At 76.5% G+C, this 25,224-nt stretch carries 17 protein-coding genes; 4 read left to right on the top strand and 13 right to left on the bottom strand.

Going from position 1 to position 25,224, the window contains the following annotated elements; translation table 11 throughout:
* Positions 1 to 134: 134 nt before the first annotated feature.
* Together ABZ172_RS12270 and ABZ172_RS12265 are read right to left on the bottom strand one after the other, a co-directional pair.
* Positions 135 to 1,988, bottom strand: a complete 1,854-nt coding sequence (locus tag ABZ172_RS12270; RefSeq protein ID WP_356883002.1) for a glycoside hydrolase family 3 protein — start codon at positions 1,986 to 1,988, stop codon at positions 135 to 137.
* Positions 1,989 to 2,122: 134 nt separating this feature from the next.
* A complete protein-coding gene (locus ABZ172_RS12265; protein WP_356883000.1) occupies positions 2,123 to 3,055 on the bottom strand; it encodes a LysR family transcriptional regulator in 933 nt (310 codons plus the stop codon).
* A 99-nt stretch (positions 3,056 to 3,154) separates the two neighbouring features.
* Between ABZ172_RS12265 and ABZ172_RS12260 the strand changes: the two genes are divergently transcribed.
* Positions 3,155 to 4,057: an EamA family transporter gene (locus ABZ172_RS12260; RefSeq protein WP_356882997.1), complete on the top strand. Its 903-nt coding sequence runs from the start codon at positions 3,155 to 3,157 to the stop codon at positions 4,055 to 4,057.
* Between the two features lies 1 nt (position 4,058).
* On the opposite strand, the gene ABZ172_RS12255 is transcribed toward ABZ172_RS12260, so the two are convergent.
* The 7 genes from ABZ172_RS12255 to ABZ172_RS12225 all read right to left on the bottom strand — a co-directional run bounded on the left by ABZ172_RS12255 (position 4,059) and on the right by ABZ172_RS12225 (position 11,749).
* On the bottom strand, positions 4,059 to 4,847 hold the full coding sequence (locus ABZ172_RS12255) for a sugar phosphate isomerase/epimerase family protein (protein ID WP_356882995.1): 789 nt from the start codon (positions 4,845 to 4,847) through the stop codon (positions 4,059 to 4,061).
* A 107-nt stretch (positions 4,848 to 4,954) separates the two neighbouring features.
* On the bottom strand, positions 4,955 to 5,530 hold the full coding sequence (locus ABZ172_RS12250) for a GAF domain-containing protein (protein ID WP_356883014.1): 576 nt from the start codon (positions 5,528 to 5,530) through the stop codon (positions 4,955 to 4,957).
* Between the two features lie 4 nt (positions 5,531 to 5,534).
* Positions 5,535 to 6,416, bottom strand: coding sequence for a S8 family serine peptidase (locus tag ABZ172_RS12245; RefSeq protein WP_356882993.1), 882 nt, complete (start codon positions 6,414 to 6,416; stop codon positions 5,535 to 5,537).
* A 3-nt stretch (positions 6,417 to 6,419) separates the two neighbouring features.
* Positions 6,420 to 9,542 (bottom strand): adenylate/guanylate cyclase domain-containing protein, encoded by a 3,123-nt coding sequence (locus ABZ172_RS12240; RefSeq protein WP_356882991.1) that lies wholly within the window; start codon positions 9,540 to 9,542, stop codon positions 6,420 to 6,422.
* A gap of 148 nt (positions 9,543 to 9,690) precedes the next feature.
* Positions 9,691 to 9,936, bottom strand: coding sequence for an aroma-sacti cluster domain-containing protein (locus ABZ172_RS12235; RefSeq protein WP_356882989.1), 246 nt, complete (start codon positions 9,934 to 9,936; stop codon positions 9,691 to 9,693).
* Positions 9,933 to 10,667 (bottom strand): iron-containing redox enzyme family protein, encoded by a 735-nt coding sequence (locus ABZ172_RS12230; RefSeq protein ID WP_356882987.1) that lies wholly within the window; start codon positions 10,665 to 10,667, stop codon positions 9,933 to 9,935. Before ABZ172_RS12230 ends, ABZ172_RS12235 begins: the two co-directional genes overlap by 4 nt.
* Complete coding sequence (locus ABZ172_RS12225; RefSeq protein WP_356882985.1) at positions 10,664 to 11,749, bottom strand: radical SAM protein; 1,086 nt, start codon at positions 11,747 to 11,749, stop codon at positions 10,664 to 10,666. Before ABZ172_RS12225 ends, ABZ172_RS12230 begins: the two co-directional genes overlap by 4 nt.
* A gap of 361 nt (positions 11,750 to 12,110) precedes the next feature.
* Between ABZ172_RS12225 and ABZ172_RS12220 the strand changes: the two genes are divergently transcribed.
* From ABZ172_RS12220 to lanKC, 3 genes are all read left to right on the top strand, one after another.
* Positions 12,111 to 12,266, top strand: a complete 156-nt coding sequence (locus ABZ172_RS12220; protein WP_356882983.1) for a hypothetical protein — start codon at positions 12,111 to 12,113, stop codon at positions 12,264 to 12,266.
* A 243-nt stretch (positions 12,267 to 12,509) separates the two neighbouring features.
* Positions 12,510 to 13,844 carry an MFS transporter gene (locus ABZ172_RS12215; protein ID WP_356882981.1) on the top strand — a complete coding sequence of 445 codons (1,335 nt, stop codon included), beginning with the start codon at positions 12,510 to 12,512 and terminating at the stop codon, positions 13,842 to 13,844.
* A 53-nt stretch (positions 13,845 to 13,897) separates the two neighbouring features.
* On the top strand, positions 13,898 to 16,534 hold the full coding sequence (gene lanKC / locus ABZ172_RS12210) for a class III lanthionine synthetase LanKC (protein WP_356882979.1): 2,637 nt from the start codon (positions 13,898 to 13,900) through the stop codon (positions 16,532 to 16,534).
* Here lanKC and ABZ172_RS12205 read toward each other — a convergent pair.
* The 4 genes from ABZ172_RS12205 to ABZ172_RS12190 all read right to left on the bottom strand — a co-directional run bounded on the left by ABZ172_RS12205 (position 16,521) and on the right by ABZ172_RS12190 (position 24,942).
* Positions 16,521 to 18,404 carry a BTAD domain-containing putative transcriptional regulator gene (locus tag ABZ172_RS12205; protein WP_356882977.1) on the bottom strand — a complete coding sequence of 628 codons (1,884 nt, stop codon included), beginning with the start codon at positions 18,402 to 18,404 and terminating at the stop codon, positions 16,521 to 16,523. The two genes, lanKC and ABZ172_RS12205, sit on opposite strands and share 14 nt — an antisense overlap.
* Before the next feature lie 215 nt (positions 18,405 to 18,619).
* A complete protein-coding gene (locus tag ABZ172_RS12200) occupies positions 18,620 to 21,535 on the bottom strand; it encodes an AAA family ATPase (protein ID WP_356882975.1) in 2,916 nt (971 codons plus the stop codon).
* A gap of 81 nt (positions 21,536 to 21,616) precedes the next feature.
* The gene (locus ABZ172_RS12195; protein ID WP_356882973.1) at positions 21,617 to 21,811 is read right to left on the bottom strand and encodes a hypothetical protein; all 195 of its coding nucleotides are present in this window, start codon (positions 21,809 to 21,811) and stop codon (positions 21,617 to 21,619) included.
* Positions 21,808 to 24,942 (bottom strand): type 2 lanthipeptide synthetase LanM family protein, encoded by a 3,135-nt coding sequence (locus ABZ172_RS12190; RefSeq protein WP_356883012.1) that lies wholly within the window; start codon positions 24,940 to 24,942, stop codon positions 21,808 to 21,810. Before ABZ172_RS12190 ends, ABZ172_RS12195 begins: the two co-directional genes overlap by 4 nt.
* Between the last annotated feature and the right edge of the window lie 282 nt (positions 24,943 to 25,224).

Here is a 25,224-nt window from a genome sequence, read left to right as displayed (position 1 = left end):
CGTCGTCGCGCCTGTTGTGCTTGGGGTCGTGGCCGGGGGCGCCGCGGGCCCTGGCGGGCGTGGCCTGGCTGTGCGGGCTCGTGGGGTCGGCCGGCACCCGGCGGGCACGGCCCGCCGCTCGTCCGCCGGGACGGCTACGGAGCCGAGGACCCGGCGCGGTACGACAGCCCGTGGCCGACCGGGTACAGGTTCCGGTCGGGCGCGTCCGCCCGCTGCACCGGCACCGGGAGCCGCCCCTCGGGCCGGGCCCGCCCCGCGATCACCCGGGCGGCGGCCCGCAGCTCGACGTCCGTCCAGGAGTACGTGGCGAGGCTCGCCGCGTAGCCCGTACCGGCCAGCTGCGCGATGTCGTACGGATTCCGGATCGCCACCGTGACCACCGGGACGCCGGTCGCCGCGAGGGCGCTGACCAGGGTGCGCTGCGAGCTGGTCGCCGTGACGTTGTACGTGCCGACGACCACCGCGTCCTTGCCCCGGGCCGCCGCGACCGCCTCGGCGATCTTCGCCTCGGTGGGCGCCGTGCCGGTGGACAGCGCGGTCGCCGCGAACCCCAGCTCCTGGAACGCCCCGGCCAGCGTGGTGGTCGGAGGACCGGTCGTGCCGGACGGCGAGGCCGGATCGGCGCCGACCACCAGCAGGTTCCGGTGGGACCTGCGGGACAGGGGCAGCAGCGCACCGTCGTCGGCCAGCAGGGTGGTCGTCCGCTCGGCGATCCGGTCCGCGGCGGCGAGGTGCGCACGGACGCCCACCGTGCGGTCGACGCCCCGGCGGGTGACGAACGGGTCCCGGAACAGCCCGAGCCGCGTCTTCAGCCGCAGGATGCGCAGAATCGATTCCTCGATACGGGCCTCGCTGATCTCGCCGCTCTTCACGGCGTCCAGCACGGCGTTCCAGGCGACTTTCAGGTCCGGCGGGTTGAGCAGCTGGTCGACGCCCGCCAGCAGCGCGAGCACCGGGACGCGCTCGTCGCCGTACTTCGTGCGGACGCCCTCCATGCCCAGCGCGTCGGTGACCACGACCCCGTCGTAGCCGAGCTCCTCGCGCAGGATGCCGGTGAGGATCGGACGGGACAGGGTGGCGGGGTCCTCCGACGGGTCGAGCGCCGGCACCACGATGTGCGCCGTCATGATCGAGTCGATGCCCGCGGCCACCGCCGCACGGAACGGCGGGGCGTCCAGCTCGGCCCACTGCTCCCGGGTGTGCGTGATGACGGGCAGCCCGGTGTGGCTGTCGGTGCTGGTGTCCCCGTGTCCCGGGAAGTGCTTGGCCGTGGAGGCGACCCCGGCGCTCTGGTAGCCCTTCACCTGCGCGGTGACCATCCCGGCCACCGACTCCGGGTCGGAGCCGAAGGAGCGTACGCCGATGACGGGATTGGCCGGGTTGACGTTGACGTCCGCGTCCGGCGCGTAGTTCTGGTTGATGCCCAGCGCCGCCAGCTCCGCCCCGGCGATCCGGCCCGCCGCCCGGGCGTCGGAGCGCGAACCGCCCGCGCCCAGGGCCATCGCCCCCGGCAGCAGCGTCGCCGGTTCGCCGACGCGGCACACGATGCCGTGCTCCTGGTCGGTGGAGACCAGCAGCGGCAGCGGGGTGCGTCCGGCGAGCCCGGCCCGCTGGATGCCGTTGGACAGCTCGGCGATCTGGTGCGGGTCGCGGGTGTTGTGCGCCCAGGAGAAGTAGATGATCCCGCCGACGTGGTAGGTCGAGATCAGCTCGGCGGCGTCCCGGACCCCGATCTCGGTGAGGTTGGCGTCGACGTCGGCCTGGTCCGGCTCGGTGGCGGAGTGTCCGTACACCCGCATCACGAAGAGCTGGCCGACCTTCTCCTCCAGGCTCATCCGGGCGATGAGCCGCTCGAGGCGGCTGTCCGACGAGGTGCCGGACGCGGCTGCCTGCGCGGCGCCGGGAAGAGCGGCGACGCCGGTCGCCGCCGCTGCGACGGTCACCGCGGTCGCGGTGAGGAGAGTACGTCTGGAGGTGCGGTGGTGCACGTGAGCCCCTTCCGGTACTGAAAGAAACTTCCAAGAAGGTACGGATATAGGGAAAGTAACTACCAGTCAAGGGGGCGGCCCGAGAACACCGCGACACCCGGAAGGACGGCCGGCGCCCGCACGGCGCCGGAACCTCACCGCTCAGGATCGATGTCGTCGCAGGTCAGACCCGCTCCCGCACCGTGCCTGCGCAGCACCGACACCGCCGCGGTGATCGCGGGCCGCCGCGCCGCCTCCGTCCGCCACAGCGCGTACAGCCGCCGCACCGGCACGGGGTCCAGCGCCACCGCGACGACGCCCTCCGGCAGCGGCCCCCGGCCCAGCCGCGGCATCATCGCCACCCCCAGCCCGGCCGCTACCAGGGCCAGCTGGGTGTGGTTCTCCTCCGCCCGGTGCCGGATGTCCGGCTCGCACCCCGCCGCCCGCAGCGTCCGTACGAGCCAGTCGTGGCACACCGTGCCGGGCGGCTGGCACACCCACCGCTCGGTGCCGAGCTCCTCCCGCCGCACGCCCTCCCGGCCGGCCAGCGGGTGCCCCCGCGGTACCAGCAGATCGCACCGGTCGTCGCCGAGCACCGCCTGGGCGACGCCCTCCGGTGCGGGCAGCGGGCTGATGTCCCAGTCGTGGGCGACCGCGAGATCGGTCACGCCCTTCGCCACCAGGTCGACCGACAGGTGCGGGTCGACCTCGGTGAGCCGCGCGTCCAGGGCCGGGTGCTCCCGCTCCAGCTCCGCCAGCACGCCCGGCAGCAGCCCGCGCGCGGCGGAGGCGAACGCCGCGATGGTCAGCCGCCCGGTGGGGAGCCCCCTGCGCTGCTCCAGCGTCGTCTCGGCCTGCTCCACGATCGCCAGCAACCGCTGGGCGGTGGACGCCAGATGCAGCGCCTCCTCGGTGAGCGCCACCCCGCGCCCGCGCCGTTCCAGCAGGGTCGTCCGGGTCTCCCGCTCCAGCTTGGTGATCTGCTGGGAGACGGCCGACGCCGTGTAGCCGAGCGCGGCGGCGGCGCCCGCGACGGAACCGTGGACGGACACGGCGTGCAGGGCGCGCAGCCGGGACAGATCGAGCACCGGGGCCTCCGGGGGAGCGGGACGCGTAAGCGGCGCTCAATCCAACCATGAAGAGATCCGCGCTGGTGCTACATGGTCACCGCACCGGATGCTCGGTGCATGCGTCCCCTCCACATCGCCCTGGCCGTGCTGGTCGCCGCCGTCTGGGGTGTGAACTTCGTCGTCATCGAGCTGGGCCTCGCCCACTTCCCGCCCCTGCTCTTCTCCGCCCTGCGCTTCCTCGTCGCCGCGCTGCCCGCCGTGTTCCTCGTCGGGCGCCCCACGGTGGCCTGGAGATGGATCGTCGGCGTGGGCCTCGTCCTCGGGGTGGCCAAGTTCGGGCTGCTCTTCATCGGGATGGACCGCGGGATGCCCGCCGGGCTCTCCTCGCTGGTCCTCCAGGCCCAGGCCGTCTTCACCGCCCTGTTCGCGGCCCTGTTCCTGTCGGAGCGGCCCGGCCGGCGGCGGGTCCTGGGGATGGGCGTCGCGCTCGCCGGCATCGGGGTGGCCGCCGTCGACGAGGGGGCGGGCGGACCCGTCCTCGGCTTCGCCCTGGTGATCCTCGCGGCGGCCTGCTGGGGCGTGTCCAACGTACTGACCCGCCGGGCCGCCCCGCCGGACTCCCTCAACTTCATGGTGTGGGTCTCCACCGTGCCGGTGCTGCCGCTGTTCGGCCTCTCCCTGCTCGTCGAGGGCTGGGACCGGGACGCCGAGGCCCTCGCCGCGCTCGATCCGGCCGGCGCCGGGACCGTGGTCTACGTCGCCTGGATCTCCACCGTCTTCGGCTTCGCGGCCTGGGGCTTCCTGCTCCGCCACCACCCGGCCTCGTCCGTGGCCCCGTTCACCCTGCTCGTCCCCGTCTTCGGGATGTCCTCGGCCGCGCTCCTCCTCGGCGAGGACGTCGGCCCGCTGCGCTGGTGCGCGGCCGCGCTGCTGGTCGGCGGGGTGGCCCTGACCTCGCCGGCCCGGTCCCGCCCCGCCGTCGCACCACCGCGGCCGGAGGCCCGGGAGGCGCGCGTCTGAGCTACTGCTTCGGCGCGCCCAGCCGCAGGAGGTGCTCCCGCCCCGCCGCCAGCAGCTCCGGCAGCGCGGCGGCCTGCGGGTACCACCGCTTCTCGTACTCCCAGCAGACCCAGTCGTCCTGGTCCAGCAGGTCCAGGCACGCCTGCAGCGGCAGCACCCCCGCGCCGAGGGCCAGCGGGGTGGTGTCCTCGGCGGAGGCGACGTCCTTCACCTGCACGTATCCCAGGTGCGGGGCCAGCACCGCGTGACTGGCGGCGGGTTCCTCACCGGCCAGCCAGGTGTGCAGGACGTCCCAGACCGCGCCGATCCGCCCGTGCCCCACGGTGCCCACCACCCGTGCCACGTCGGCACCCGCACGGTGCGAGTCGTGGGTCTCCAGGAGGATCCGCACACCCAGGTCGGCCGCGTGCGGGGCGGCGGCGCCCAGCCGGCGGGCGGCGATCGCGTCGGACTCGGCGGGATCCTGGCCGCCGCCCCCGGGGAACACCCGGACGTACCGGGCGCCGAGGTCGCGGGCCAGCTCCACCAGTCCGGCGAGCTCCGCGAGCACCGGTGCGTCGTCCCCCGCGGCGGCGGCCTTCACATAGCCGGCCACGGTGAGGACCTCGACCCCGCCCCGCTCGAACTCCGCCACCACGGAGGCCCGTTCGTGCGACCCGAGGCCGGGGTGCACCGGCTCCTCCGGATGGGCGCGCAGCTCGACCCCCTGGTACCCGTGTCCGGCGGCCAGCCGCACGACGTCCGCGACGGGCATGCCCGGTACTCCGAGGGTCGAGAAAGCGAGCTTCACGAGGTGCGTCCTTCCGCTGGGGCCGGCGCGGGAACGGCCCGGCGCTCTCCCGGCTCCTGCCCGTCACGACCGCCGTCACTCCCGCGCCGCGGCCGGTGTGCGCACCCTCAGCCCGCGCCCCGCAGCAGCCGCTCCAGGCTCCCCAGCAACTGGAGCGCGTCCTCACGGCGTTCGCCCTCCAGCGCCCCGCCGCACGCGCCCGCGGGATGCGGGGCGAGCACCCGCAGGGCCGCCGCCGCCTGCCGGGCGAACATCGCCAGCAGATCCAGTTCGCGCACGCCCGACCGGGCCTGCGGCGAGGGGTCCAGCACCTCCAGCACCCCGAGCACCCGCGCCTCGCTGATCAGCGGGGCGGCCATCAGGGCGTCCGGGACGTACTCGGTCGACTCCGCCAGCGAGCGGTCGAACGAGGTGTTCCGGCTCAGGTCGTCCACCACCATCGGCTCGCCCGACATCGCCACCCAGCCGGCGATCCCGCTCCCCGCCGGGAACCTGCGCCCCACCAGGAACTCCTCGCCCTCGCCGGAGACCGCCTGGAACACCAGCTCGTCCGCCTCCTCGTCGAGCAGGCACACGGAGCTGGCCGCCGCCCCGAAGATGGCGCGCGCCACGTCGACGACCGACTGGAGCAGCTCGTGCCGGGCGGCGTCACCCGGGGCGTGGACGGACGGGGAGGGAGGCATGGCGTCAGTTCTCGGAGTCGTCACGGGTGTCTCCTGCCGCTGTGTGAGGACGCGGGTCCGCGTGCACGTTGGCCGCGGAGAGGTAGAGGGCGTTCTTGAGCTGGAAAGCCGTCATCCGGGGGTGCCCGGAGAGGACGCGGGCGCACAGCCCCGCGACGTACGGGGTGGCGAAGCTGTTCCCGGTGGTGCGGATCGTCCGGCCGCCCAGCCACGGCACGGACACGTTCTGCCCGGGACCGAAGAACTCCACCGGCGGGTCCGGGTTGTAGAGGTGGAGCTCGTCGTCCTCCTGGTGGCTGCCCACGGAGATCACCGAGGCGAACCGCCACGGGAAGCTCTCCACGGGCGTGTTGTGCGCCGAGGCGACGATGACCGTACGGCTGAAGTAGGCCCGGTCGGCGAGGCCGTGCAGCTCGGGGGCGAAGCGGGTGCGGGTGGTCGACAGGCTCAGGTTCACCACGTCGAAGCGCTGCTCCACGGCCCAGCGCAGCCCCGCCATCAGGACGTCGCCGGTGCCGGAGAACCGCTCGCCCAGCACCCGGACGCTGTGGATCTCGCAGTCGGGCGCGGTGCGGCGGATGATCCCCGCGCACGCGGTGCCGTGGCCGCAGGTGTCGCCGGTGTCCGTCGGCTCGACCGTGATCGACCCGCTCTCCGGGTCCTTGACCACCACCCAGGAACTCTCCACCGGGCCGACCAGCGGGTGGTCGAGCTCCACACCGGAGTCCACCACGCACACCCGCACCCCGCGCCCGGTCGCCTGCCGCCCGGGCAGACCGCCCGGCGGCCCCTCGTCCGCGGGCACCGGCACGTCCTCGGGGCCTCGCCCCCGCAGGCTCCAGGTGAGTCCCTGCCCCGGTACCGTGCCTGTTCCGACGGTTCCCATCGGTCAGCTCCTCTCCGTCGTGGTGACCATGGCCTCGTCCGGCACGCAGCCGGCGGCCCGGCGGGCCCCCGGCAGGTGCCCCTTGCTCACGAAGTGCTCCTGTGCCGCACGTGCCGAGGCCAGCGCGGGGGCGTGCCGCCCCAGGGCGAACAGCGTCCGGGCCCGGTCCAGTTCGGCGTTCGCGCGGACCAGCGGGGAGTCCGTGAGCAGCGACGCCCGCACGGCCCGGTCCGCGTGGCCGGCCGCCTCCGCCGGCCGCCCGACGGCGGCGGCCAGCCGGCCCCGCAGCCCGTTCAGGTCGACGGCGTCCGCGGGGCTCAGCCCCGCGGCGTCCCCGATGCCCGCGATCCAGGCCGCCGCCCGCCGGGAACGGCCCGCGTCGAGCTCGATCCGGGCCGCGTCCAGCGCGACCGCGGTCCGCAGCCCGGCCGCGTCGGCCCGCCGGGCGGCCTCGTCGGCCCCGGCCAGCAGGTCCAGGGCCGCCGCACCGTGCCCGAGCAGCGCCTCCACGGCGGCCCGGAACACCGGCAGGAACACCTCGGCCTCGGCGAACCGCAGCTTCCCGGCCAGCTCCCGGGCCTCGGCGAGGCAGGCGTACGCTTCGCGGGGCCGGTCCTGGAGCGCGTAGAGCACCGCCAGCGGGCAGTTCAGGGTGAGCCGGACCGTCGGGCGGCCCTCCCCGTGCGCGGCCAGCAGGCCGCGGCAGCGGGACACCGCCTCGGGGGCGGGCACCGGACCGCGCCACAGCGAGATGCCGATGGCCCCCAGCGCACCGGCCCGTTCCGGTTCGGCGCCGGCCAGCACCGCCTGTTCCAGGGCGCGCGCCTGGTCGCGTTCGGCCTCCTCGTGCCGGCCGGCCTGCTGGAGGTGCTGGGCGAGCCGCAGATGGGACCTGGCCCGGCCGGTCGCGTCGCCCGCCGCCTCGAAGACCGGCAGCACCGCCCGCGCCGTCGCCGTCACCCCCGGGCCGGGGCCCGCGGGGTCCAGCACCGCGAGCGCGAGCCTGGCGTGCGCGGACTCCACCTGCGCCGACTCCGTCGCGGACACCCGGCGCAGCAGCCGCGCCCCGTCGGCGGTCCGGCCCAGTGCCACCTTGACCTCACCGAGCCTGCGGACCGCGCCCACGTCGTCCGGATCCAGCTCCACCGCCCGCCCCAGCAGGTCGTCCGCCCAGGCGAGGTCGGCCCGGGACGCGGCCTGGGCCCCGGCGCGGCCCAGCGCGGCGGCGGCACGGCCGCGCAGCCGCCCGGTCCGGTCGTCGAGCAGCCCGAGCTCCGTCCGGTAGCGGCAGGCGCGTTCGAGATGGCCGCCCACGGCACCGTCCCCGGCCCGCAGCACCCCGGGCAGCTCGGCCGCCCATGCGTGCCGGTCCGCCTTGGCGCGCTTGGACAGCGACGCGTACGTCACCTCGTGCACCAGACCGCTGCTGAAGCGGTACGCCGCCGGCTCCGGGCCCGGCCCCGGCTCCACCAGCCGCCGCCCGGCCAGCGCCACCAGCACCTCCTCGATGAGCCCCAGCCGCTGCGCCCGGTCGGCGGACGGGACGCTCACCGCCGCGGGTCCGCGCAGTTCCGCCAGCCGGGCCGAGGTCTCCAGCAGCAGGAGTTCGGCCGAGGTGAACTCCCGGCCGATCACCGCGGCGAGTCCGACCATGACCCGCTCGTTGCGGGCGAGCGCCCCGATCCGGGCGCCCAGCAGCGCCTGGAGCGTGGGGGGCAGGCCGGAGCCGGGACCGTCCATCCGGCCGTCGACCAGGAGCTGTTCGAGATAGAGCGGATTGCCCTCGGCACGGGCCAGCAGCCGCTCGTCGACCGGCTCCGCACCCCCGTCGAGCCGGTTCAGCAGGGCCGCGAGCCGGGCGCTCTCCGCGCCGGGCAGCCCGGTGAGCTGGAGGCAGTCCACGGAGTCGGCCGTCCCGTCCGGGCGGCCCGCGCAGACGATCAGCACACCGGCGGGCCCCGAACCGTCCGTCAGCCGCTCCAGGGTGCGGGTCAGCAGGGGCGCCGCCTCGTGGGCGTCGTCGAGGACCAGCACGACGGGCCGCTCCCGAGCCGCCCGCCCCAGTGCGGTCGCCAGCGCGGCGCACATGTCCTCGAACGGGGCGTTCGGCGTGCCGTCGCGCAGCAGCCCCGCCGACAGCAGGGCCGTCGCGTCGTCGTCCGCGGCCGGTGCCCCCCGGGGCGCGGCCGGCGCCGGCAGGGCGCGCAGGGCGTCGGCGAGGGGAGCGAGCGTGCCGCGCTCGCCGTGCCCGCGGCACCGCCCGGCGCCGTAGGAGAGGGCGCCCGACGCGGACAAGCCGGCCAGCCACTCCCGCACCAGCCGGGTCTTGCCGATGCCGGGCTCGCCGACCACCCGCAGCAGCCCGGTCCGCCCCGTCCGCACGGTGTCCGCCAGCGCCGCGTCCAGGGCGTCCCGCTCGGCGCGGCGCCCGACGAACGGCACGTCGAAACGGCGCAGCAGCTCGGGATCGTCCGCCCCCAGGGCCAGCAGCCGGTAGGCCTCCACACGGTCCTGCTTGCCCTTCAGCCGCAGCGGCCCGGTGGGTTCGGCGGAGACCGTGGGGCCGGCGGCGAGCAGGGTCTCCGGACCGATCAGGATCTCGCCGGCGCCCGCGTGCTGCTCCAGGCGCGCGGCGATGTTGACGGTCTCTCCCGACACCAGCGCCTGCCGGGCCGACGCGTCGCCCCCGGCCACCACCTGGCCGGTGTTGACACCGATCCGGGTGGCCAGGGTGATGCCGAGGGTGGCGTGCAGCTCCTCGTTGAGCGCGGCCAGCGCGTCCCGCATGCCGAGCGCCGCGGCCAGCGCCCGCCGGGCGTCGTCCTCCCGCACCACCGGCACCCCGAACACCGCCATCACGGCGTCGCCGATGAACTTCTCCGGGGTGCCGCCCCGGGCCACGATCTGGGCGCTCATCGCCTCGAAGTACCGCAGCGTCACCGTGCGCAGGGTCTCCGGGTCGAGCACGCCCGACAGCGCGGTGGAGCCGACGAGATCGCAGAACAGCACCGTCACCGGCTTGCGTTCGTCCTCCTCGGGCACGGCGGCGACCGCGCACGGCGTCCCGCAGGACGAGCAGAACCTGGCGTCCCGCGGCAGGTCCTGGCGGCATGTGGTGCAGTTCATGACGTTCCCTTCTCTCCGGAGGTGGGGGGCCGCGCGGCTGCCGGGCGGGCCGGGCCGGTGCGCCGTCCGTTCCGGCCGCACCGCCCCGCACCCGCCCGGGGCCGCTTCCGCGCGGAGCCCGGAACCGGGCGTCCTGCGCGGACCCGGCTCAGAACAGGGCGCCGCCGGCGATCTCGCCGTGCGCCTGGACCTCGGGCTCCACCGCGTCCAGCCGGCTCTTGATGTCGAGCAGCACGGCCAGCTCCTCCTCCGTCAGCTCGCTGAGCACGAGGCGCTGTTCGTCGGTGAGCGAGTCCACCGGCAGCCCGGCCTCGTACAACGCGGCGGGCAGCGCGGGCCGTTCGGCGCCCCCCGGTGCCCGGGGCGTGCCGTTGCCTTCGGATGGTCGGGTCATGGGGTGACTCCCGTCGGTGAGAGAGGTCCGGCCCCCCGCGGCGACGGCGCCGCCGCGGGGCGCCCGAGCCGGACGAACAGCCGGGTGAGCGCGTCGAGGGAGTGCAGGGCGCTGACCGTCACGTCGGACTGCTGGCCGCGGGTCAGCGGCAGCCGGTCCAGCAGCGCGTACAGCCCGTCCAGGTGCCCCGTGTCCAGCGCGGCGTGCTCCCGCACGGTCCGCAGGGCGGCCTCCGGCAGACCGGTCGAGAGCGCGATGCGCGAGGTCAGGTCCGCGGCGGGCGCGTACCCCTCCAGCACCGCGATGTAGCCGAGCAGGACCACCGGGTGGTGGTGCTCGATCCAGTAGTACTGCGCGCCCGCGAGCGCGGCGACGACCGGCGGCGGCATCGGGCCGAGCGCGTCGGCCGGCAGCGCCCCCGCCGCCCGGATGTCCTCCAGCAGCCAGGCGTCGTGGCCGGCCTCCTCCCGGATGTGCCCGCGCAGGTACGCCGCCAGCGGACCGGCCACCGGGTCGCCGCCGAGCTCCAGCAGCGTGGCCCGCTCCAGGGCGCGCTCCATCAGCGGGACGGAGGCCCGCACCACGGCGTGCATGGCGCACAGGTAGCGCCGGTAGCGCGGCAGCAGCTCCTCGGCGCGCCACATCCGCTCCATCGCGCCCAGCAGCGGCGCGTCCAGCAGCCCCAGGGCGACCCCCAGCCGGGCCGAGTGGCCCGGCCCGGGAGCGCTCACCGGGAACCGCCCCCGGCGGGAACGCGGGCCACGACCAGCGGCGCGTACGCGGAGCAGCCGTGGTGCCGTACGACGCCCACCGGGCCCTCCGCGGCGCCGCGCCGCGCCGCGGTCAGGTCCAGCAGGGCCCCGACGGCCCCCGAGGCCACCGAACGGGCCTCGGCCGCCACCCGGTCGTCGGACCCGAGGGCCCGGCAGCCCTGGCAGTAGGGGGCGCCGTCCGGCACGACCCCGGCGCGCGCGGCCAGATGGGCGGGGCCGACGGTGCGGATCATGCGCAGCACCGGCGATTCCAGGGCGCGTCCGCGTACGGTCGCCCAGTCGTCGGTGCCGATGTGCCCCAGGTACAGGTGGGCGGGGGCCGGCCGCAGGTCCACGGTGTCCTGGTTGCAGCAGGCGAGCACCGCGCCGTCGAAGGCGACCACCGGCCAGGCGGCCATGGCGCACGGGGACAGCGCGCCGGCCTCCGGGCCGGTGCGGGCGGGCGCGGCCCAGGAGGCCGCCCGGCCGAACGGCCGCACCTCGTTGACCAGCGAGGGCACCGCGCCGCCGAACTCCGCGTCGACGGCACGGGTGATGTCGGCGAGGTAGGGGTCGTCCGCCCCCGCACCGGTGAGGTGGAAGCTCACCGCCACCCCCGCCTCCCGGATCCGGTGCACCGCGCGGAACACGTCGGCCCGGGGGATCTCCCGCTCGTGGTGCGCGTCGAGGCTGGCGGAGAAGTGGTCCACGCTCCCGACCGCGCGCAGCACCGGCGGCGGGATCTCCCGGGAGCGGGCGAAGAACATGCCGCTGAGCAGGGCCGTACGCGATCCGGCGGCGCGGGCCCGGGCGCTCAGCCGCTCGACGAGCGCGGGCAGCAGCAGCGGTTCACCGCCGGTCAGCATCACCACGTCGGGACGGTTCTCCCGGGTGAACGAGCCGACGAAGCGCACCAGGTCCGCGCCGTCCGGTTCCTGACGTGTCGTCAGGGACGATCCGGTCGAGCAGTGGGCGCAGCTGAGCGGGCAGCGCCGGGTGAGGCCGAGCAGCAGTCCGGCGGCGGGGAACGGCCGCCGTCCGACGAGTTCGCCGAGTTCCATGCGGGGGCCGCCTCCTTCTCGGGGCCGGAGCGTGCGCACCGGGGACCGTTTCCCGTGGCCCCACCGGCGTGCGCGGACGTGCACCCAGGCTGCGGTGCGGCGGTTCGGCGGCGGTCCGCGGATGCCTCGGAAGCGGTATGGGCGCAGGCCGGACGGTGTCCCGGACCCGCCGCGCGACCGGGGCGCGGCGTCCGGAGCCGTCCTGGACTCGGCCGATACCGGGGCCATACCGCCGCCGAAGCGTTCGCCAGGCGGGCCCTCCTAACTTTCTCGGCAACGGCAGGCAACGGCCCGCCGCACCGGAAACCCGGCACCTCGGGGCCCCCGGAACCAGTGCAGTCACACATGGACGGAGACCACCATGGCCGAGAACACCAAGCCCGCCGCCGACGACAACAACGAGGAGACCCCCGAGGTCGAGGCGCACTCCGTGCTGGACCTCCAGGAGACGGCCGTCGACAAGGTCGTGGCGCCGGGCAGCTGCGTCAGCGTGATCAGCGTCGTCATGGAGAACTGACCGGGCGCACCGGGGCGGCGCCACGGAGGCCGAGGCAGGTCCTCCCGCCGTGGCGCCCGGCCGGCCGGTGATGTGGGGCGGTTCCGTCGCGACGGAACCGCCCCGCCGTCGCTTCCGGCCGGTCCCGCCGCCCTCCGCCGCGTGCTCCCGCCCCGCTCGCGCGGGGGCCGGGTCCCTCCGCATCCCGCGGGCCCGCACGGGCCCGCCCCTCGCCACGGCCCCGACCACCGACGGGAGTTCACGATGACCACGCCGCTGCGCGGCAACAGGGATTTCAGGCTGCTCTGGCTGAGCGGCCTCTTCGCCGTGCTGGGCGGGCAGATGAGCGCCCTCGCCCTTCCTCTGCTGGTGCTCAGGGAGACCGGCTCCGCGGTCCGGGCCGGAGCCGTCGGCACGGTGTCCGTGGGAGCCGTGCTGATCACGATGCTGCCCGGCGGGGTGATGGCCGACCGCGTCGAACGCCGCCGGCTGATGCGGGTGTGCGACGTCGGCAGCCTGACCGTCGTCACGGCCCTGGCCGTCGCCGTCTGGTCCGGGCACGCCCCGATGCCCCTCGTCCTGCTCGTGGCCGCCGCGGGCGCGGTGATCAGCACCGTCTACGCACCGGCCGTCTTCGGCCTGATGCGCGCGATCGTCCCCGCCGACCAGATGGGCACCGCCACCGCCCGGCTCCAGGCCCGCAGCCAGACCGCCCGGCTCGTCGGACCCCTCGTCGGGGGCGCGCTGTTCGGCCTCCACCCGGCCCTGCCCTTCGCGGCCGAGGCGCTGGGCCTGCTCCTGTCGACCGTCTGCGTGGCCCTCGTACGGACCCGCTCCCGGGCCAGGGCGAAGGCGGGCGCGGTGTTCAGCCGGCGCGAGCTCACGGCGGGCCTGACGTTCCTGTGGGGACTGCCCTATCTGCGCACGGTCCTCCTGGTGTTCGGGCTGGGCATGAACTTCGCGTTCGGGGCACTCACCTTCACCGCGCTGACCGCGTTCTCCGACGGGGGCACGTCCGGGATCGGCGGCGGCTTCGTCCTCACCTGCGTCTCCGCCGGGGCGCTGGCCGGGGCGCTGCTCGCGCCGCGGATCGGCCCCGACCGGCACTCCCGGCTGCTGATCGTCGCCACCTGCTGGACCTGCGTGGCCGCCGCCGGGGTGATGGCCTGGGTCGGACAGCCCCTGGTGGCCGGGCTGATGTGCGCGCTGTGCATGTGCCTGTCGACCGTCGCCAGCATCGGATTCCTCTCGAAGCTCCTCGTCGTCACCCCCGAGGAGCGGGTGGGCCGGGTGCAGAGCGCGGCGGGGTTCCTGTCCTCGATGGTCCAGCCGTTCGGGCCGCTGGCCGGCGGAGCCCTGCTGACCGCCTTCGGCGCCCGCTGGGCGTTCGCGCTCACCGGCTGCGTGCTGGCCCTCTCCGCCCTCGTCGTCACCTTCGCCCCCTCCGCGCGGACGGAGCCCTCCGCGCCCGCCGGACCCGCCGAGGCGCCGGAGCCGGCCACCGGGCCCGCGGGGGAGGCGGACGGTGCCGGCCCGGCGGCCCCGGCGGGGCCCGGCCACCCGCCCGCCGCCGCGCGACGTGCCGTCCCCGGGGACTGACCCCCACCGCCACCGTCCCTGCTCCCCAGCGGGCTTCGAGAAGAGAGAGCCGCGTGCCAGGCACCCAGGAAACCCAGCTGTACTGCCTCGCCGACCGTACGTACTTCGACACCCCGGCCCGGCTGCCCGACGGGGAGTCCCGCTACCGGCTCGACACCGATCCGCCTCCGGCGGGCTGGCGCCGCGAGGCCGTGGGCCTGTGGACCTCGCTGGTGCCCGAGGGGGTGCGGCCGGCCGAGCAGGGCTGGAAGATCCACGTGTCCACCGTCCCCGGCGAGGCCGAGGCCACCCTGCGGGACACCGCCCGGATCTGCCTCCGCCACGGGGTGCCCTTCAAGTTCCTGCGCAGCGAGAAGGCGTTGCTGCTGATGGCGGACAAGCACATGCACCGCAGCGGCGCGGGGAAGTTCGTCGCGGCCTACCCGCCCGACGAGACCGCGTTCCTCGCCCTGGCCGACGAACTGTCCCGCGCGCTCGCGGGACGCAGCGGCCCCTACGTCCTCAGCGACCTGCGCATCGGCGACGCACCCGTCTACACCCGCTACGGGGCCTTCGTCCCCCGCTGGTGCGCCGACGCCGACGGCCGCCAGGTCCTCGCCCTGCGGGACCCCTCGGGCACGCTCGTCCCGGACGAACGCGGCGTCGTCTTCCGCGTGCCCTCCTGGGTCGAGGTCCCCGCGGCCCTGCGCCCGCACCTCGCGGCCCGCGCCGCGGCCCGCGACGAGACCTTCCCGTACACGGTCACCGAGGCCCTGCAGTTCTCCAACGCCGGCGGGATCTACCTGGCCGAGGACCGGGGGTCGGGACGGCGCGTGGTGCTGCGCGAGGCGCGCCCGCACTGCGGCCTCGACAGCGCGGGCGACGACGCCGTCACCCGCCTGCACCGCGAGCACCGGGCGCTGACGACGCTCGCCGGACTCGACTGCGTGCCCGAGGTGTACGGGGTGCGGACCGTCTGGGAGCACCACTTCCTGATCGAGGAGCACATCGAGGGGAACACCCTGCTGGAGGAGATCGTCAACCGCTTCGCCCTCGTGCGCGGGGCGGACTCGGCCGACGAACTCGCCCCCTACGTCGCGTGGACCGAGGCGGTCACCGGCCGGCTCTCCCGGGCGCTGGAGGAGATCCACGCACGGGGCCTGCGCTTCGGCGACCTGCACCCCTCCAACGTCATCGTCCGGCCCGACGGCCGGATCGCCCTCGTCGACTTCGAGTACGCCACCGCCCTCGACGACCGGGACACCCCGCTGGCCGGCGCGCAGGGCCTCCAGGCACCCCCGGGCACCCCCGGCGCGGAGGCCGACGCCTACGCGCTCTGGGCGACCTGGCTCTCCCTGCTGATGCCGGTCATGGAGATGGCCGGTCTGGAGCGGGCGAAGGCCCTCACCCTGGAACGCTGGGCCCGCCGCCGCTACGCACTGCCGGCCGGAGCGGGACCCGGCCGGCCCGGACTGCTCCGCGGCCTGGACGCCTCACGACGACGCGAGGCCCGGGTGGCCGCCCTGTTCGACGGCCCGGAGGTGGACTGGGCCGGGCTCCGCTCCGGCCTCCTCGCCGGGATCCGGGCCGGAGCCACCCCCGGGCGGACGGACCGCCTCTTCCCCGGAGCCCCCGCCCTCTTCGCCACCGGCGGCACCGACCTCGCGCACGGCGCGGCGGGTGTGCTGTACGCCCTGCACCGGACCGGCGCCCCGGTCCCCGCCGAATGGACCGACTGGCTCGCGGCGGCGGCGCTGCGCCGGGACCCCGCCGGAGCGGCCGGACTCTACGACGGACTGCCCGGCGTCGCGCTGGTGCTCTCCCTGCTGGGCCGCCCCGGACAGGCACGGGAGGTGTGGGAGCGCGCGGTGCCGGGCGGCGCACCGGTGACGGCGTCGGCATCGGCGGACCTCTTCACCGGACGCGCCGGCACCGCCCTCGCCGCCCTGCGCCTGGCCCGCGCGGGGGGCACCACCCCCGATCCCGGTCTGGTCGACACCGCGCTGGCCACCGCCCGGGATCTGGACCGGCTGGTGCGCGGCGAACCGGTGGACGGCCTGCGCCCGCCGGAGTCCGCCGGACTGCTGCGCGGGCTGAGCGGCGCCGCCCTGCTCCTCCTCGAACTGCACACGCTGACCGGCGAGTCCTGGCTGCTCCGGGCCGCCCGCACCGCCCTGGGACACGAGGCCGGACACCTCGTCACCATGGACGACGGCTCGCTCCAGGTGAAGGACGGCCGGCGCCACCTGCTCTACCTCGGCCAGGGCAGCTCCGGGGTCGCCCTCGTCGCCCGGGCGTACACCGCCCGTCACGCGGACGACGCGCTGAGCGCCCTGGTCCCGGGCGTCGCCCGGGGCTGCGCGATGGAGTTCGTCCGCGAACCGGGGCTGTTCACCGGGCGCGCGGGCCTCGCCGCCGCCGCCGGCCAGCTCGACCCGGTGACCCGGACCGGCCCCGGCGTCCTGGCCTCCGTACGCAACCTCGCCTGGCACCTCGTCGCCGACGAGGACCGGCTGCTCGTCCCGGGGGCGACGCTGCGGCGCTTCTCCGCCGACCTCGGCACGGGCGCGGCGGGACTCCTGCTCGCCCTGCACTTCCTGTCCGGGGGCCGGGACGCCGCCGCCGACACCGCCGCGGACGCCCCGGCCACCGGGGGGAACGCCGCCGGGGAGGGGCTCCCCGGCCTGCTGGACCTCCTCACCCTCGGCTGAGGAGGCGGGCGGCACCGCCCCCGGCGAGGAGCGCCGGCTCCCGCGGGCCGGTCCCCCCGGGGCCCGCCTCCTCACGGGCGTACAGACAGAGCAGCCGCGGCACCTCGTACAGCGCGGCGTGTGCGGTGACCTCGCCCGAGGGCGAGGTCACCGCACCGCTGTCGATGAGCGACTCGACCGCGCGTATGGCACCCCGCTCGTCGCGGTCCAGCGCCGCCATCGCCCGCTCCAGCGTGAAGCCCCCGTCCCACGCGAGGCCCGCGATCCGGACCAGCGCCCCCCGGTCACGGGCCCCCAGGTCCCGCCAGCCCGCGGCGAGCCGGGAGCGTACGGACACGTCGCCGGCCACCAGCTCGTCCAGCGCCCCCGCCGGATCGTCGAGCCGGTCCGCGTACTCCGCCAGCGGGAGGTGCCGCAGCACCCCCAGCCGCATCCCGCTCACCGCCACCGCCAACGGCAGCGCCCCGCACGCCCGCACGATGCGCAGCGCGGCGACCCGGTCCGTCCGCAGCCGGTCCGCGCCGATCAGCGTCCCCAGCAGCTCCAGCGCCTCGTCCTCGCCGGGCGCGGCCAGCGCCGTCCGGTGCACGGCTTCGAGACCGGCGAGCTGGCCGCGTGCGGTGAGCAGCACCGAGCACCGCCCGGACCGGGGCAGCAGCCCCCGCACCGACGCCTCGTCCGCCACGTCGTCCAGCACGATCAGCGCCCGGTGCCGCGCCAGCCACCCCTGCCAGGCGTCCTCCGCCTGCGCGGGGTCCGGCCGGCCCCGGCCGCCCGCCCCGCACAGCCGCCCCAGCTCCTCCAGCAGGTCGACCCGGGTGCGGACGGAGCCGTCCTCCCGCCGCGCCCGGACGTGGAAGCGCCCGTCCGGGAAGCGGTCCGCGAGCAGGTGGGCCGCCCGCACCGCCAGGGCCGACTTGCCCACCCCGGCCGGGCCGGAGACGACCAGCACCGCACCCTCGGGGCCGCCCGACACGTCGACCAGCCGGGCCAGTTCGTCCTCGCGGCCGGTGAAGTGCCTGCTGTCCGCGGGCAGCGACACCCCGCCCGCAGGGCTCCGGGGGGCCGTGGCCCGGGACGCCCGGCCCTCGCCGAGCATCGCCCGGTAGAGACCCGCCATCGCCGGGCTGGGCTCCAGGCCCAGCTCCCGGGCGAGCAGCTGCCGGTAGTCGTCGTACACCGCCAGCGCCTCCGCCTGACGCCCGGTCTGGTGCAGGGAGTTCATCCACGCGGCGCGCAACCGTTCCCGGAGCGGGTGGCGTTCCACCAGGTCCCGCAGCCCGTCCAGCGCGACGCCCGCCCGGCCCGTCTCGATCTCGGCCTCCGCCCAGTCCTCGTAGACCGTGAGACAGCGGGCCTCCAGCCGCTCGGCCTCCTCCGCGACCCCGGCGGAGTCCCGGAGGTCGTGCAGCGGCGGACGTTCCCCCCACAGGTCCAGGGCCTCCCGCAGCAGCCGGGCGGCGGTGCGCAGGTCGCCCCGCTCGGTCGCCGCCCGGCCCGCCCGGGCCAGCGTCCGGAAGCGCAGGATGTCGAGCTCGCCCTCCTCCACCCGCAGCCGGTAGCCGCCGCAGTCGTGCACCACCCGCCCCCGGTCGTCACCCCCGACGGGCCCGAACAGCGCGCGGGCGGCGCTGACGTACACCTGGAGGTTCTTGCGCGCGGTGCGCGGCGGGCCCTCCGGCCACACCACGTCGGTCAGCACGTCGACCGGCACCGGGGTGTTGGGCCGGGACAGCAGCGTCGCCAGGACCAGCCGCTGCTTGCGCGGTCCGAGCGGCAGCGGCCTGCCGTCGGCCACCGCCGAGAGGGGCCCGAGCAACGAGAAGTACACCGCACCGGGTGTGGCGGGGCGGACGGGGGGAAGGGGCATCAGCGGGCCTCCTGGCCGGGGGAGGGGCGACGGGCTGCCGTACTCCGCCGATGCTCCCGCGGCGCGGCACCGGGCACATCGGTGCGCGCCCCGCATCTTCCGGCGGGCGCACCCGACCCCCGCCGCCCGACGCCCCCACATTGCGGGGCCGTGCCCCCATCCCGACGGCCCGCCCCCCGTGGGCGGCCGGCGTTCCTTCGCCGGGGCGGCGCCACTCAGGGCAGGTCGACCACGCACTCCGCCGCGAACTCGCACAGGGCCGAGCGGTTCGCCCGGCCCGTCTTGCTCAGCAGGCTGGCCAGATGCTTCTCCACCGTGCGCGGCGAGATGGACAGCTGCCGGGCGATCTGCTGGTTCCCCGGCCGCTCCGCCAGCAGCACGAACACCTCGTACTCGCGCGGGGTCACCCCGTTGGTCCGCAGCGGCGGGGGGATGCGGTCCCGCCCGCCCCGGTGCTGGGTCACGCTCACCCCCGCCTGCCGCAGCGCCGCCCGGCACGCGGCGGCGGCCGGCTGCACCCCGGCCGAGTGGAAGAACTCCTCGGCGGTACGCAGCCACACGACCGGCTCGCCCCACCCGTCGGCGAGCGCCGCGTCCGCGACCAGCCGCAGACCGAGGTGCCGGGCCACCGGGAAGGCGCCGGACCGGAGGTGGAACGAGGCCATCCGCTGCTCGGCCCCCGCCGCGTCGCCCTCCCTGCCGAGCAGCACCGCCTCGGTCAGGTCGAGGAACTGCCGGTTCCAGGCCAGCGCGGCACCGGACGCCCCGGCCACCTCCTCGTACGCCCCGCGCCCCGCGTCACCCGCCAGCACCCGGAGCAGCGGGCGCAGCCCGTAGCGTCCGCTCAGGTAGTAGTAGCTGGGGTGGTCGCGCTCCCAGGCCAGGGCCGCGTCCAGGGCCGCTGCCGCCCCGGGGCGGTCCTCCTCCAGCAGCGCCCCGATCGCCCCGCAGAACCCCAGCCGCAGCGGCACCAGCGAGGACTGCTCACCGCCCGCCCTGCGGAACGCGGCCAGCGCGCGGTCCGTCTCCCGGCGGCGGCCCCGGTGCGCCGCCGCCGCCGCTCCGGCCAGCAGCAGATAGCGGTGCGCGCCGTGGTTGCCGATCCGGGCGCTCGCCTCCACCGACCGGCCGGTGATCTCCTCCGCCTCGTCCCACCGGGCGCACATCACCGCGTTCATCGCGAGCAGCCCGTCGACCGTCTGCGCCAGCAGCAGGGAGCCCAGCTCCGCCGCCGCCGCGCGCGCCGAGTGCAGACGGGCCGCGTCGCCGGTCCGCATGAAACCGTTCACCCCCAGCCGCACCAGCGCCTCCACCCGCCACAGCGGCAGGGAATGCCGGGTCGACAGGTCGAGCATCCGCTCCAGACACGCGTCGGCGGCGTCGAAACCCCGCTCCCGGTGCAGCAGCGCCAGCAACTGCCAGGCCTGGCAGGCCACCACCGGCAGCCCCTGCGCCTCGGCGGTCGCGGCGGCCTCCCGCGCGGCCCGCTCGGCCGCCTCCGGCTCCCTGCGGTCCTCGCCGGGGAGCAGCGAGAGGTGGCCGTCCACGACGGCGAGCGAGGCGTGCCGGGCCGGGGACGGCGCCGGGCCGAACAAGGCCCGCGCCGCGGCGATCTGACGGGCCGTGTCCTCGGGGCGCTCCGCCATCACGGCCACCCAGGCGATCTTGATGTGGGCGTCCCCGCGCCGGGCGGCCGCCTCCGAGCGGGCGGGCAGCGGCGGCAGGGCGTCGGCCAGCGCCAGCGCCCCGTCCAGGTCGCCGCCCTCCGCCCGGGCCACCGCCAGGGACTCGGTGACGGCCGCCAGATCGGCGTCCGCCGCCAGGGAGCGGGCCCGTTCCAGCAGCACCACCGCCGAGCCGTGCGAACCCGAGGCGAGCATCCGCCGTCCCGCCTCGGCGAACTGCACGGCCGCCCCGGCCCGGTTGCCCGCCGCGAGCTCCAGCGAGGCCACCAGCTGCCGCCGGTCCTCGTCGAGCGGCTCCCCGGACGCCTCGACCGCCGTCGCGGCGCGCCGGGCGAGCGCCGCCCGCTCGGCCGGGGCGAGCGAGGAGACCAGCGCCTCGGCGGTGAGGGTGTGCCGGAAGGCGTAGCGGTCCGGGGCGGCCCCGTCGGGGGCGATCACCCCCGTCTCGACCGCGGACCGCAGATGGGTGAACAGCGCCCGGTCCTCCAGACCGGTGACGGTCTGCAGCACCGCCACGGAGAACTGGCCGCCCAGGGTGGCCGCCGTCAGCAGCAGGTCCCGCACCGGCTCGTCCATCCGGTCCAGCCGGTGCGACCAGCTCCGCAGGATGCGCGACGGCAGGGCCCCGCCGGGCGCGCCGGCCTCCTGCCAGCCGTCCTCGGTGCGCCGCAGCCTGCCGGTGTCGAGCAGGTCGTCGAGCAGCACCTCGACCAGGTAGGGATTGCCCGCCGCGCGCTCCACCAGCCTCTGCTGGACCGCCTCGGGTATCAGCTCGGGCGGCGTCTCCAGGCAGGCGCCGGTCAGGGCCCGCACGTGGGCGTCGTCGAGCCCGCGTAACTCCACCACCGCCGCGGTGTGCCGCTGCTCGGCGGAGCGCACCAGGTCCAGCGCGGTCCCCGGCTCCGGGCGCAGGGTGCCCAGCAGCAGGACCGGGAGGTCCGCCAGGTTGTCGATGACGTACTCGACGACCGCGACGGTCTCCGTGTCGCAGTCGTGCAGGTCCTCCAGCAGCACCACGCAGCCGCTGTCCCGGCCCAGGACCGACAGCAGCCGCAGCAGGGCCTCCGCCAGCTCGACCACGGTCTCCGTGTAACCGGCCGGCGCCCCGCTCCGCCACTCCGGCACCAGCCTGGCCAACGCCGGGTGGTACGGGGCGAGTTCCGGGTCCTTCGGGGTGCCCGCCGCGCGGAAGTGGGACGACAGGGCCTCCACCAGCGGACGGAACGGCACCACCAGACCGGTGGAACCCGCCCGGCCGCGCAGCACCGGCATGCCCAACCCGTAGGCCCGGTAGGCGCATTCGCCCACCAGCCGGGACTTTCCGATCCCCGCCTCACCGACGAGGAACAGCGCGCGCCCCGAACGCCGGCGTGCGGCGTCCAGGGCGCTGCTCAGCAGACCGATCTCCTCGTCACGCCCGACGACGACCGGCGAATTCGCACGCATGGCCGCAGGCTACTGGAGCTGCACAGAGTGCGGCAGTAGGCACATTCCCGGCCATGACGTGCGCAGTGGCGGGGAAAAGGGTCACATCGGGACGGTGAACGTGGTCCACGGCAGGTCGGGGCCGTCCCCGTACCCGTCCGACGCGCTGAGAAGTCTGGTCCGCAGACCGAGTCCTCCGTTGTTCCCCAACGAGATCCGGCCCGCGGGGTGCTCGGGGGCGCCCTCGTGCGCCGCGGTGACGTCCACGTATCCGGCCGATTCGCTGATCTGCGTCATTTCTGCCTCGTCCTCTGGTCGTTGGTCGGGAAGGTCATGGGCGCGTGGGTCCGGTCGGACCCCGCGGAGTGGCGCATGAGCAGTGCCGGGCCGATCCGGTCGGGGAACCCCGCCCGCAGCAGCCCGTGTCCGATGCCCGCCAGGCCGGTGAGCAGCCCGGGGTGAGGTACGTGTCCGGGCGTCCCGCAGTGCGGCTGCGCCCGGTCGGCGGCGGCCAGCAGGGTGCCGGTCCGGCGCAGCCAGTGGGGACGCAGCCGGGGGAGGGAGGCGTGGCCGAGGAGTTCCAGCACGCCCAGTTCGCCGTGGCACAGGCTGTCGTCGCCCTGCGGCGCCGCCCGGGCCACCTCACCGGCCCGCTCGGCGAGCCAGTCGCGCAGCTCCGGGTCGGCCAGCGCCTCGGGGCTGTCGGCGACCGCCAGGGCGACCCCCGACACCCCCGCGCACCAGGACCTGGCGGGGCCCGCGCTCCGCACGGCACGGCGCAGCGCGTCCAGCCCGGCGGACCGGTGGCGCGGGCCGCCGCCCGCCGCGGCGAACCGCAGCAGCGCCCAGCCGACGCCCGCCGCCCCGTCCGCGAAACCCCCCTCGGCCGGGCCCCGGTGCGTGTCCCCGGGCGCCGCACCGGACGCGTCCCCCGACGGGTCGGCAGCGGCCGCGAGCAGCCGCTCGGCGCAGCGCTCGGCGCCGCGCCACGCCTCGGTCCTGCCGGTGGTCCGGTGCACCGCGAGCAGCGACACCAGCCCGCCGGCCGCGCCGCCGCGCACCCCGAGCCCCTCCTCGGCCGAAGCCGCCGCACAGGTCAGGCGGGTGGCGGGGCCCGCCCAGTCCAGCACCCGGCTGTCGTCCAGCAGCGTCCCGACCTCCGTCAGGGCGTACGCGATCCCGCCGAGACCGGCGAACGCGCCGGAACCGAGCGCCCCGAGCTCGTCCCCGCGCAGATGCAGCGCGTCCAGCAGGCCCGGCAGGGGCGCCAGAGCGGCCCGGGCCGCGTCGGCGTACCTGGCCGCCCCGGTCAGGGAGGCCAGTTGCGCGAGGAACAGCGCGGGCCCGGTGTAGCCGCCCGCGAGGTCGGCGGCCAGCGGGGTGAGACGCCAGTAGCGCTCGCCGAGCAGCTCCAGGCCGAGCCAGTTGGTCCGGCTGCCGCTGTCGTACGCGAGCGAGACGAGCTGGTCGCCGACCGAACGGGCGGCGGACAGCAGCCGCTCCGGCTCCGGCGCGGTGGCCTCGGTGCGGGGCCGCGCGGACCCGGTACCGCCGTGCGGGGGCTCGGTGGAGGTGCTCACCATGGCCGTACGGATGATCCGTTCCTGGTCCAGCCGGTCCACGGTGTCCAGGGCGCGGACCTTCGCCTCCACCCGTGCCAGCCCGGAGGGCCCGGCGGGCCCCGGCAGTCCGCGCCCGCCGCCGCTCCACACGTCCGTGCGGTCCGGGCGGGTGGTGAACACCGGGACGTCGCCCTGCCAGAGCTCCGCGATCTCCTCGTCCTCCAGGCCGGCGAGTGCGGGGGTGCCCAGCGCGCCGGTGCGCAGCAGGGCGAACACCTGCTGGCGTTCGGCGGCGTCCCGCATCAGGTCGGGGTGGGTCGACTCGTGCAGCAGCGTGGCGTAGGTCCAGGTCGGCCGGGGCACGAAGCGGGTCTCGTCGTCCGCGAAGAGGCGCAGCAGCCCCTTGGGCCCCAGCAGTTCGTCCCGTGCGTCGGCGACGGCGGTGTAGGCGGCCCGGAAGCCGTCGCACAGGGCGTCGGTGAACCGGAACGGATCGGCGGGCGCCCCGTCCAGGGTGGGGCGGTTGGCCGAGGCGGCGAACCGCCCCGTGGCGCGCACCAGATGCATGGTGTCGGTGCCCGCCGCCGCCCAGGAGGCCGTCTCCAGCGGGGAGGAGGCCGCCCGGCCGCCGCCGACCGCGGACATGTCGAGCGCGGTGGCGTCCCCGATCAGCAGCTGGGGGAGCAGCCCGACGCGGTGCACCGAGCCGTGCAGGGCGCGGGCGGCCGGATCGGCGTGCGGTACCTGGGTCAGCGGCGGGTGGAACAGCGTCTCCACGTCGACCAGGACGGGATGCGCCCCGCACGCGATGAGGTTCTCGTGGTGCAGGTCCGTGCCGTCCAGGACGTGCAGCAGGGCCAGCAGCGCGCCCAGGCGCCGGTAGAAGAGCGTGGTCTCGGACGCCGAGCGGCAGGGAGCGCCCTCGACGAACTCGGCCCAGCCGTACGTGCCCCGGTCCAGGACCCGGGGCACCCGCAGGCCGGGCGTCCCGGGAAGGGAGTCGAACCACCGCACCACACTGCCGAAGTGGCGGTGCGCGGCGAGCGGGCGCGGCTTGTAGACCAGCCGGGCGCCGTCGGCGAACCGCAGCAGCATCACCGACCGCCCCCCGCGGTGGCTGTCGCCGGTCCCCGGATCGACCTCGGTCAGGCTGTCCGGACCGCGGCCGGCGAACCGTCCCGCCCCCCGGTCCCCGGGCACCGGCGCGGAGCCGAGGAGATCCCCGCCGCCCGGCGCCGGGAAGGAGCCGAGGAGATCGCCGTCCGCCGCGAGCCTGCCGAGCATCTCGGCGAACGCGTCGGCCGCGTTCATGGCCGACCGCGCCAGCACCCGGGCCAGCACCGGATAGGCGGTGACCAGCGAGGACAGGCCCGCCCGGCTCGCGGTCAGCCGCAGGAAGTCCCGGAAGCGCTCGTGCGGCCCGGACCCCGTCAGCCTGCCGCCGATCCGTGCCTCGTGCAGTTCCGACACGAGGGTCCGGGCCGCCAGCACGGCCAGGCGCCGTTCCACGTCGCGCCGGAAGCCGTCGCGGACCGCGGCGGAGCAGGCGGCCGGACCGGGCACCGTGCCCGCCATCCGGTCGGCGGCCCGGGCCGCGAACGGGGCGACGACCAGGGCGAAACCGGTCAGGTCCGGATAGTCCCGGTCCGCGATCCGCGGCGAGCGCGGCGCCCGGGCGACGGCCTCCCGGACGAACCCCGCCCACGCGGGCTCGGCCGCCGGACGCGGTCCGACGGTGCCGGGCGCCCACCAGGGGTCGCCGTGCTCCCGGAAGCCGAGGAGGCCGGCGGTGTCCGGTACGGCCGCACGGCCCCCGTCGTCCGTGTCCCCCGACAACGCCGTACCGCCGATCGCTTCCTTCTCCACCACCGCGTTCACCTCCCCGGCCCGGGGAGCCCCGGCGGTTCTCCCGTGCCCATCCTGGAGTGCGGCCGGGCCCGGCACATGGGGGAGTCGCCCCCATCTTTCGGGGTACGGCACCCCGGCGGCCCGGGCGTACCAGGTCAACGTGGGTCCGGGGCCCGACGCGACGGGCGCGTAGGGAGTTCACCGGGTGCCGGGACGGGTGCCTACGGGATCCGGAGCGGTCGGGATGCGCGTGGGTACGGGATCCGGGGAGGCCAGGGGTGCGCGTGCGTAAGGGGTCCG

The sequence above is a fragment of the Streptomyces sp. NPDC006296 genome, from assembly GCF_040613235.1.
Classification (GTDB): Bacteria; Actinomycetota; Actinomycetes; order Streptomycetales; family Streptomycetaceae; genus Streptomyces.
This window is presented reverse-complemented; position numbering and strand designations above follow the sequence as displayed.

Coding starts and splice junctions, on each gene's coding strand:
- ABZ172_RS12215 (WP_356882981.1), top strand. CDS start 12,510: ATGACCACGCCGCTGCGCGGCAACAGGGATTTCAGGCTGCTCTGGCTG.
- ABZ172_RS12225 (WP_356882985.1), bottom strand. CDS start 11,749: ATGGAACTCGGCGAACTCGTCGGACGGCGGCCGTTCCCCGCCGCCGGA.
- ABZ172_RS12240 (WP_356882991.1), bottom strand. CDS start 9,542: ATGAACTGCACCACATGCCGCCAGGACCTGCCGCGGGACGCCAGGTTC.
- ABZ172_RS12245 (WP_356882993.1), bottom strand. CDS start 6,416: ATGGGAACCGTCGGAACAGGCACGGTACCGGGGCAGGGACTCACCTGG.
- ABZ172_RS12205 (WP_356882977.1), bottom strand. CDS start 18,404: ATGCCCCTTCCCCCCGTCCGCCCCGCCACACCCGGTGCGGTGTACTTC.
- ABZ172_RS12220 (WP_356882983.1), top strand. CDS start 12,111: ATGGCCGAGAACACCAAGCCCGCCGCCGACGACAACAACGAGGAGACC.
- ABZ172_RS12250 (WP_356883014.1), bottom strand. CDS start 5,530: ATGCCTCCCTCCCCGTCCGTCCACGCCCCGGGTGACGCCGCCCGGCAC.
- ABZ172_RS12200 (WP_356882975.1), bottom strand. CDS start 21,535: ATGCGTGCGAATTCGCCGGTCGTCGTCGGGCGTGACGAGGAGATCGGT.
- ABZ172_RS12235 (WP_356882989.1), bottom strand. CDS start 9,936: ATGACCCGACCATCCGAAGGCAACGGCACGCCCCGGGCACCGGGGGGC.
- ABZ172_RS12260 (WP_356882997.1), top strand. CDS start 3,155: ATGCGTCCCCTCCACATCGCCCTGGCCGTGCTGGTCGCCGCCGTCTGG.
- ABZ172_RS12195 (WP_356882973.1), bottom strand. CDS start 21,811: ATGACGCAGATCAGCGAATCGGCCGGATACGTGGACGTCACCGCGGCG.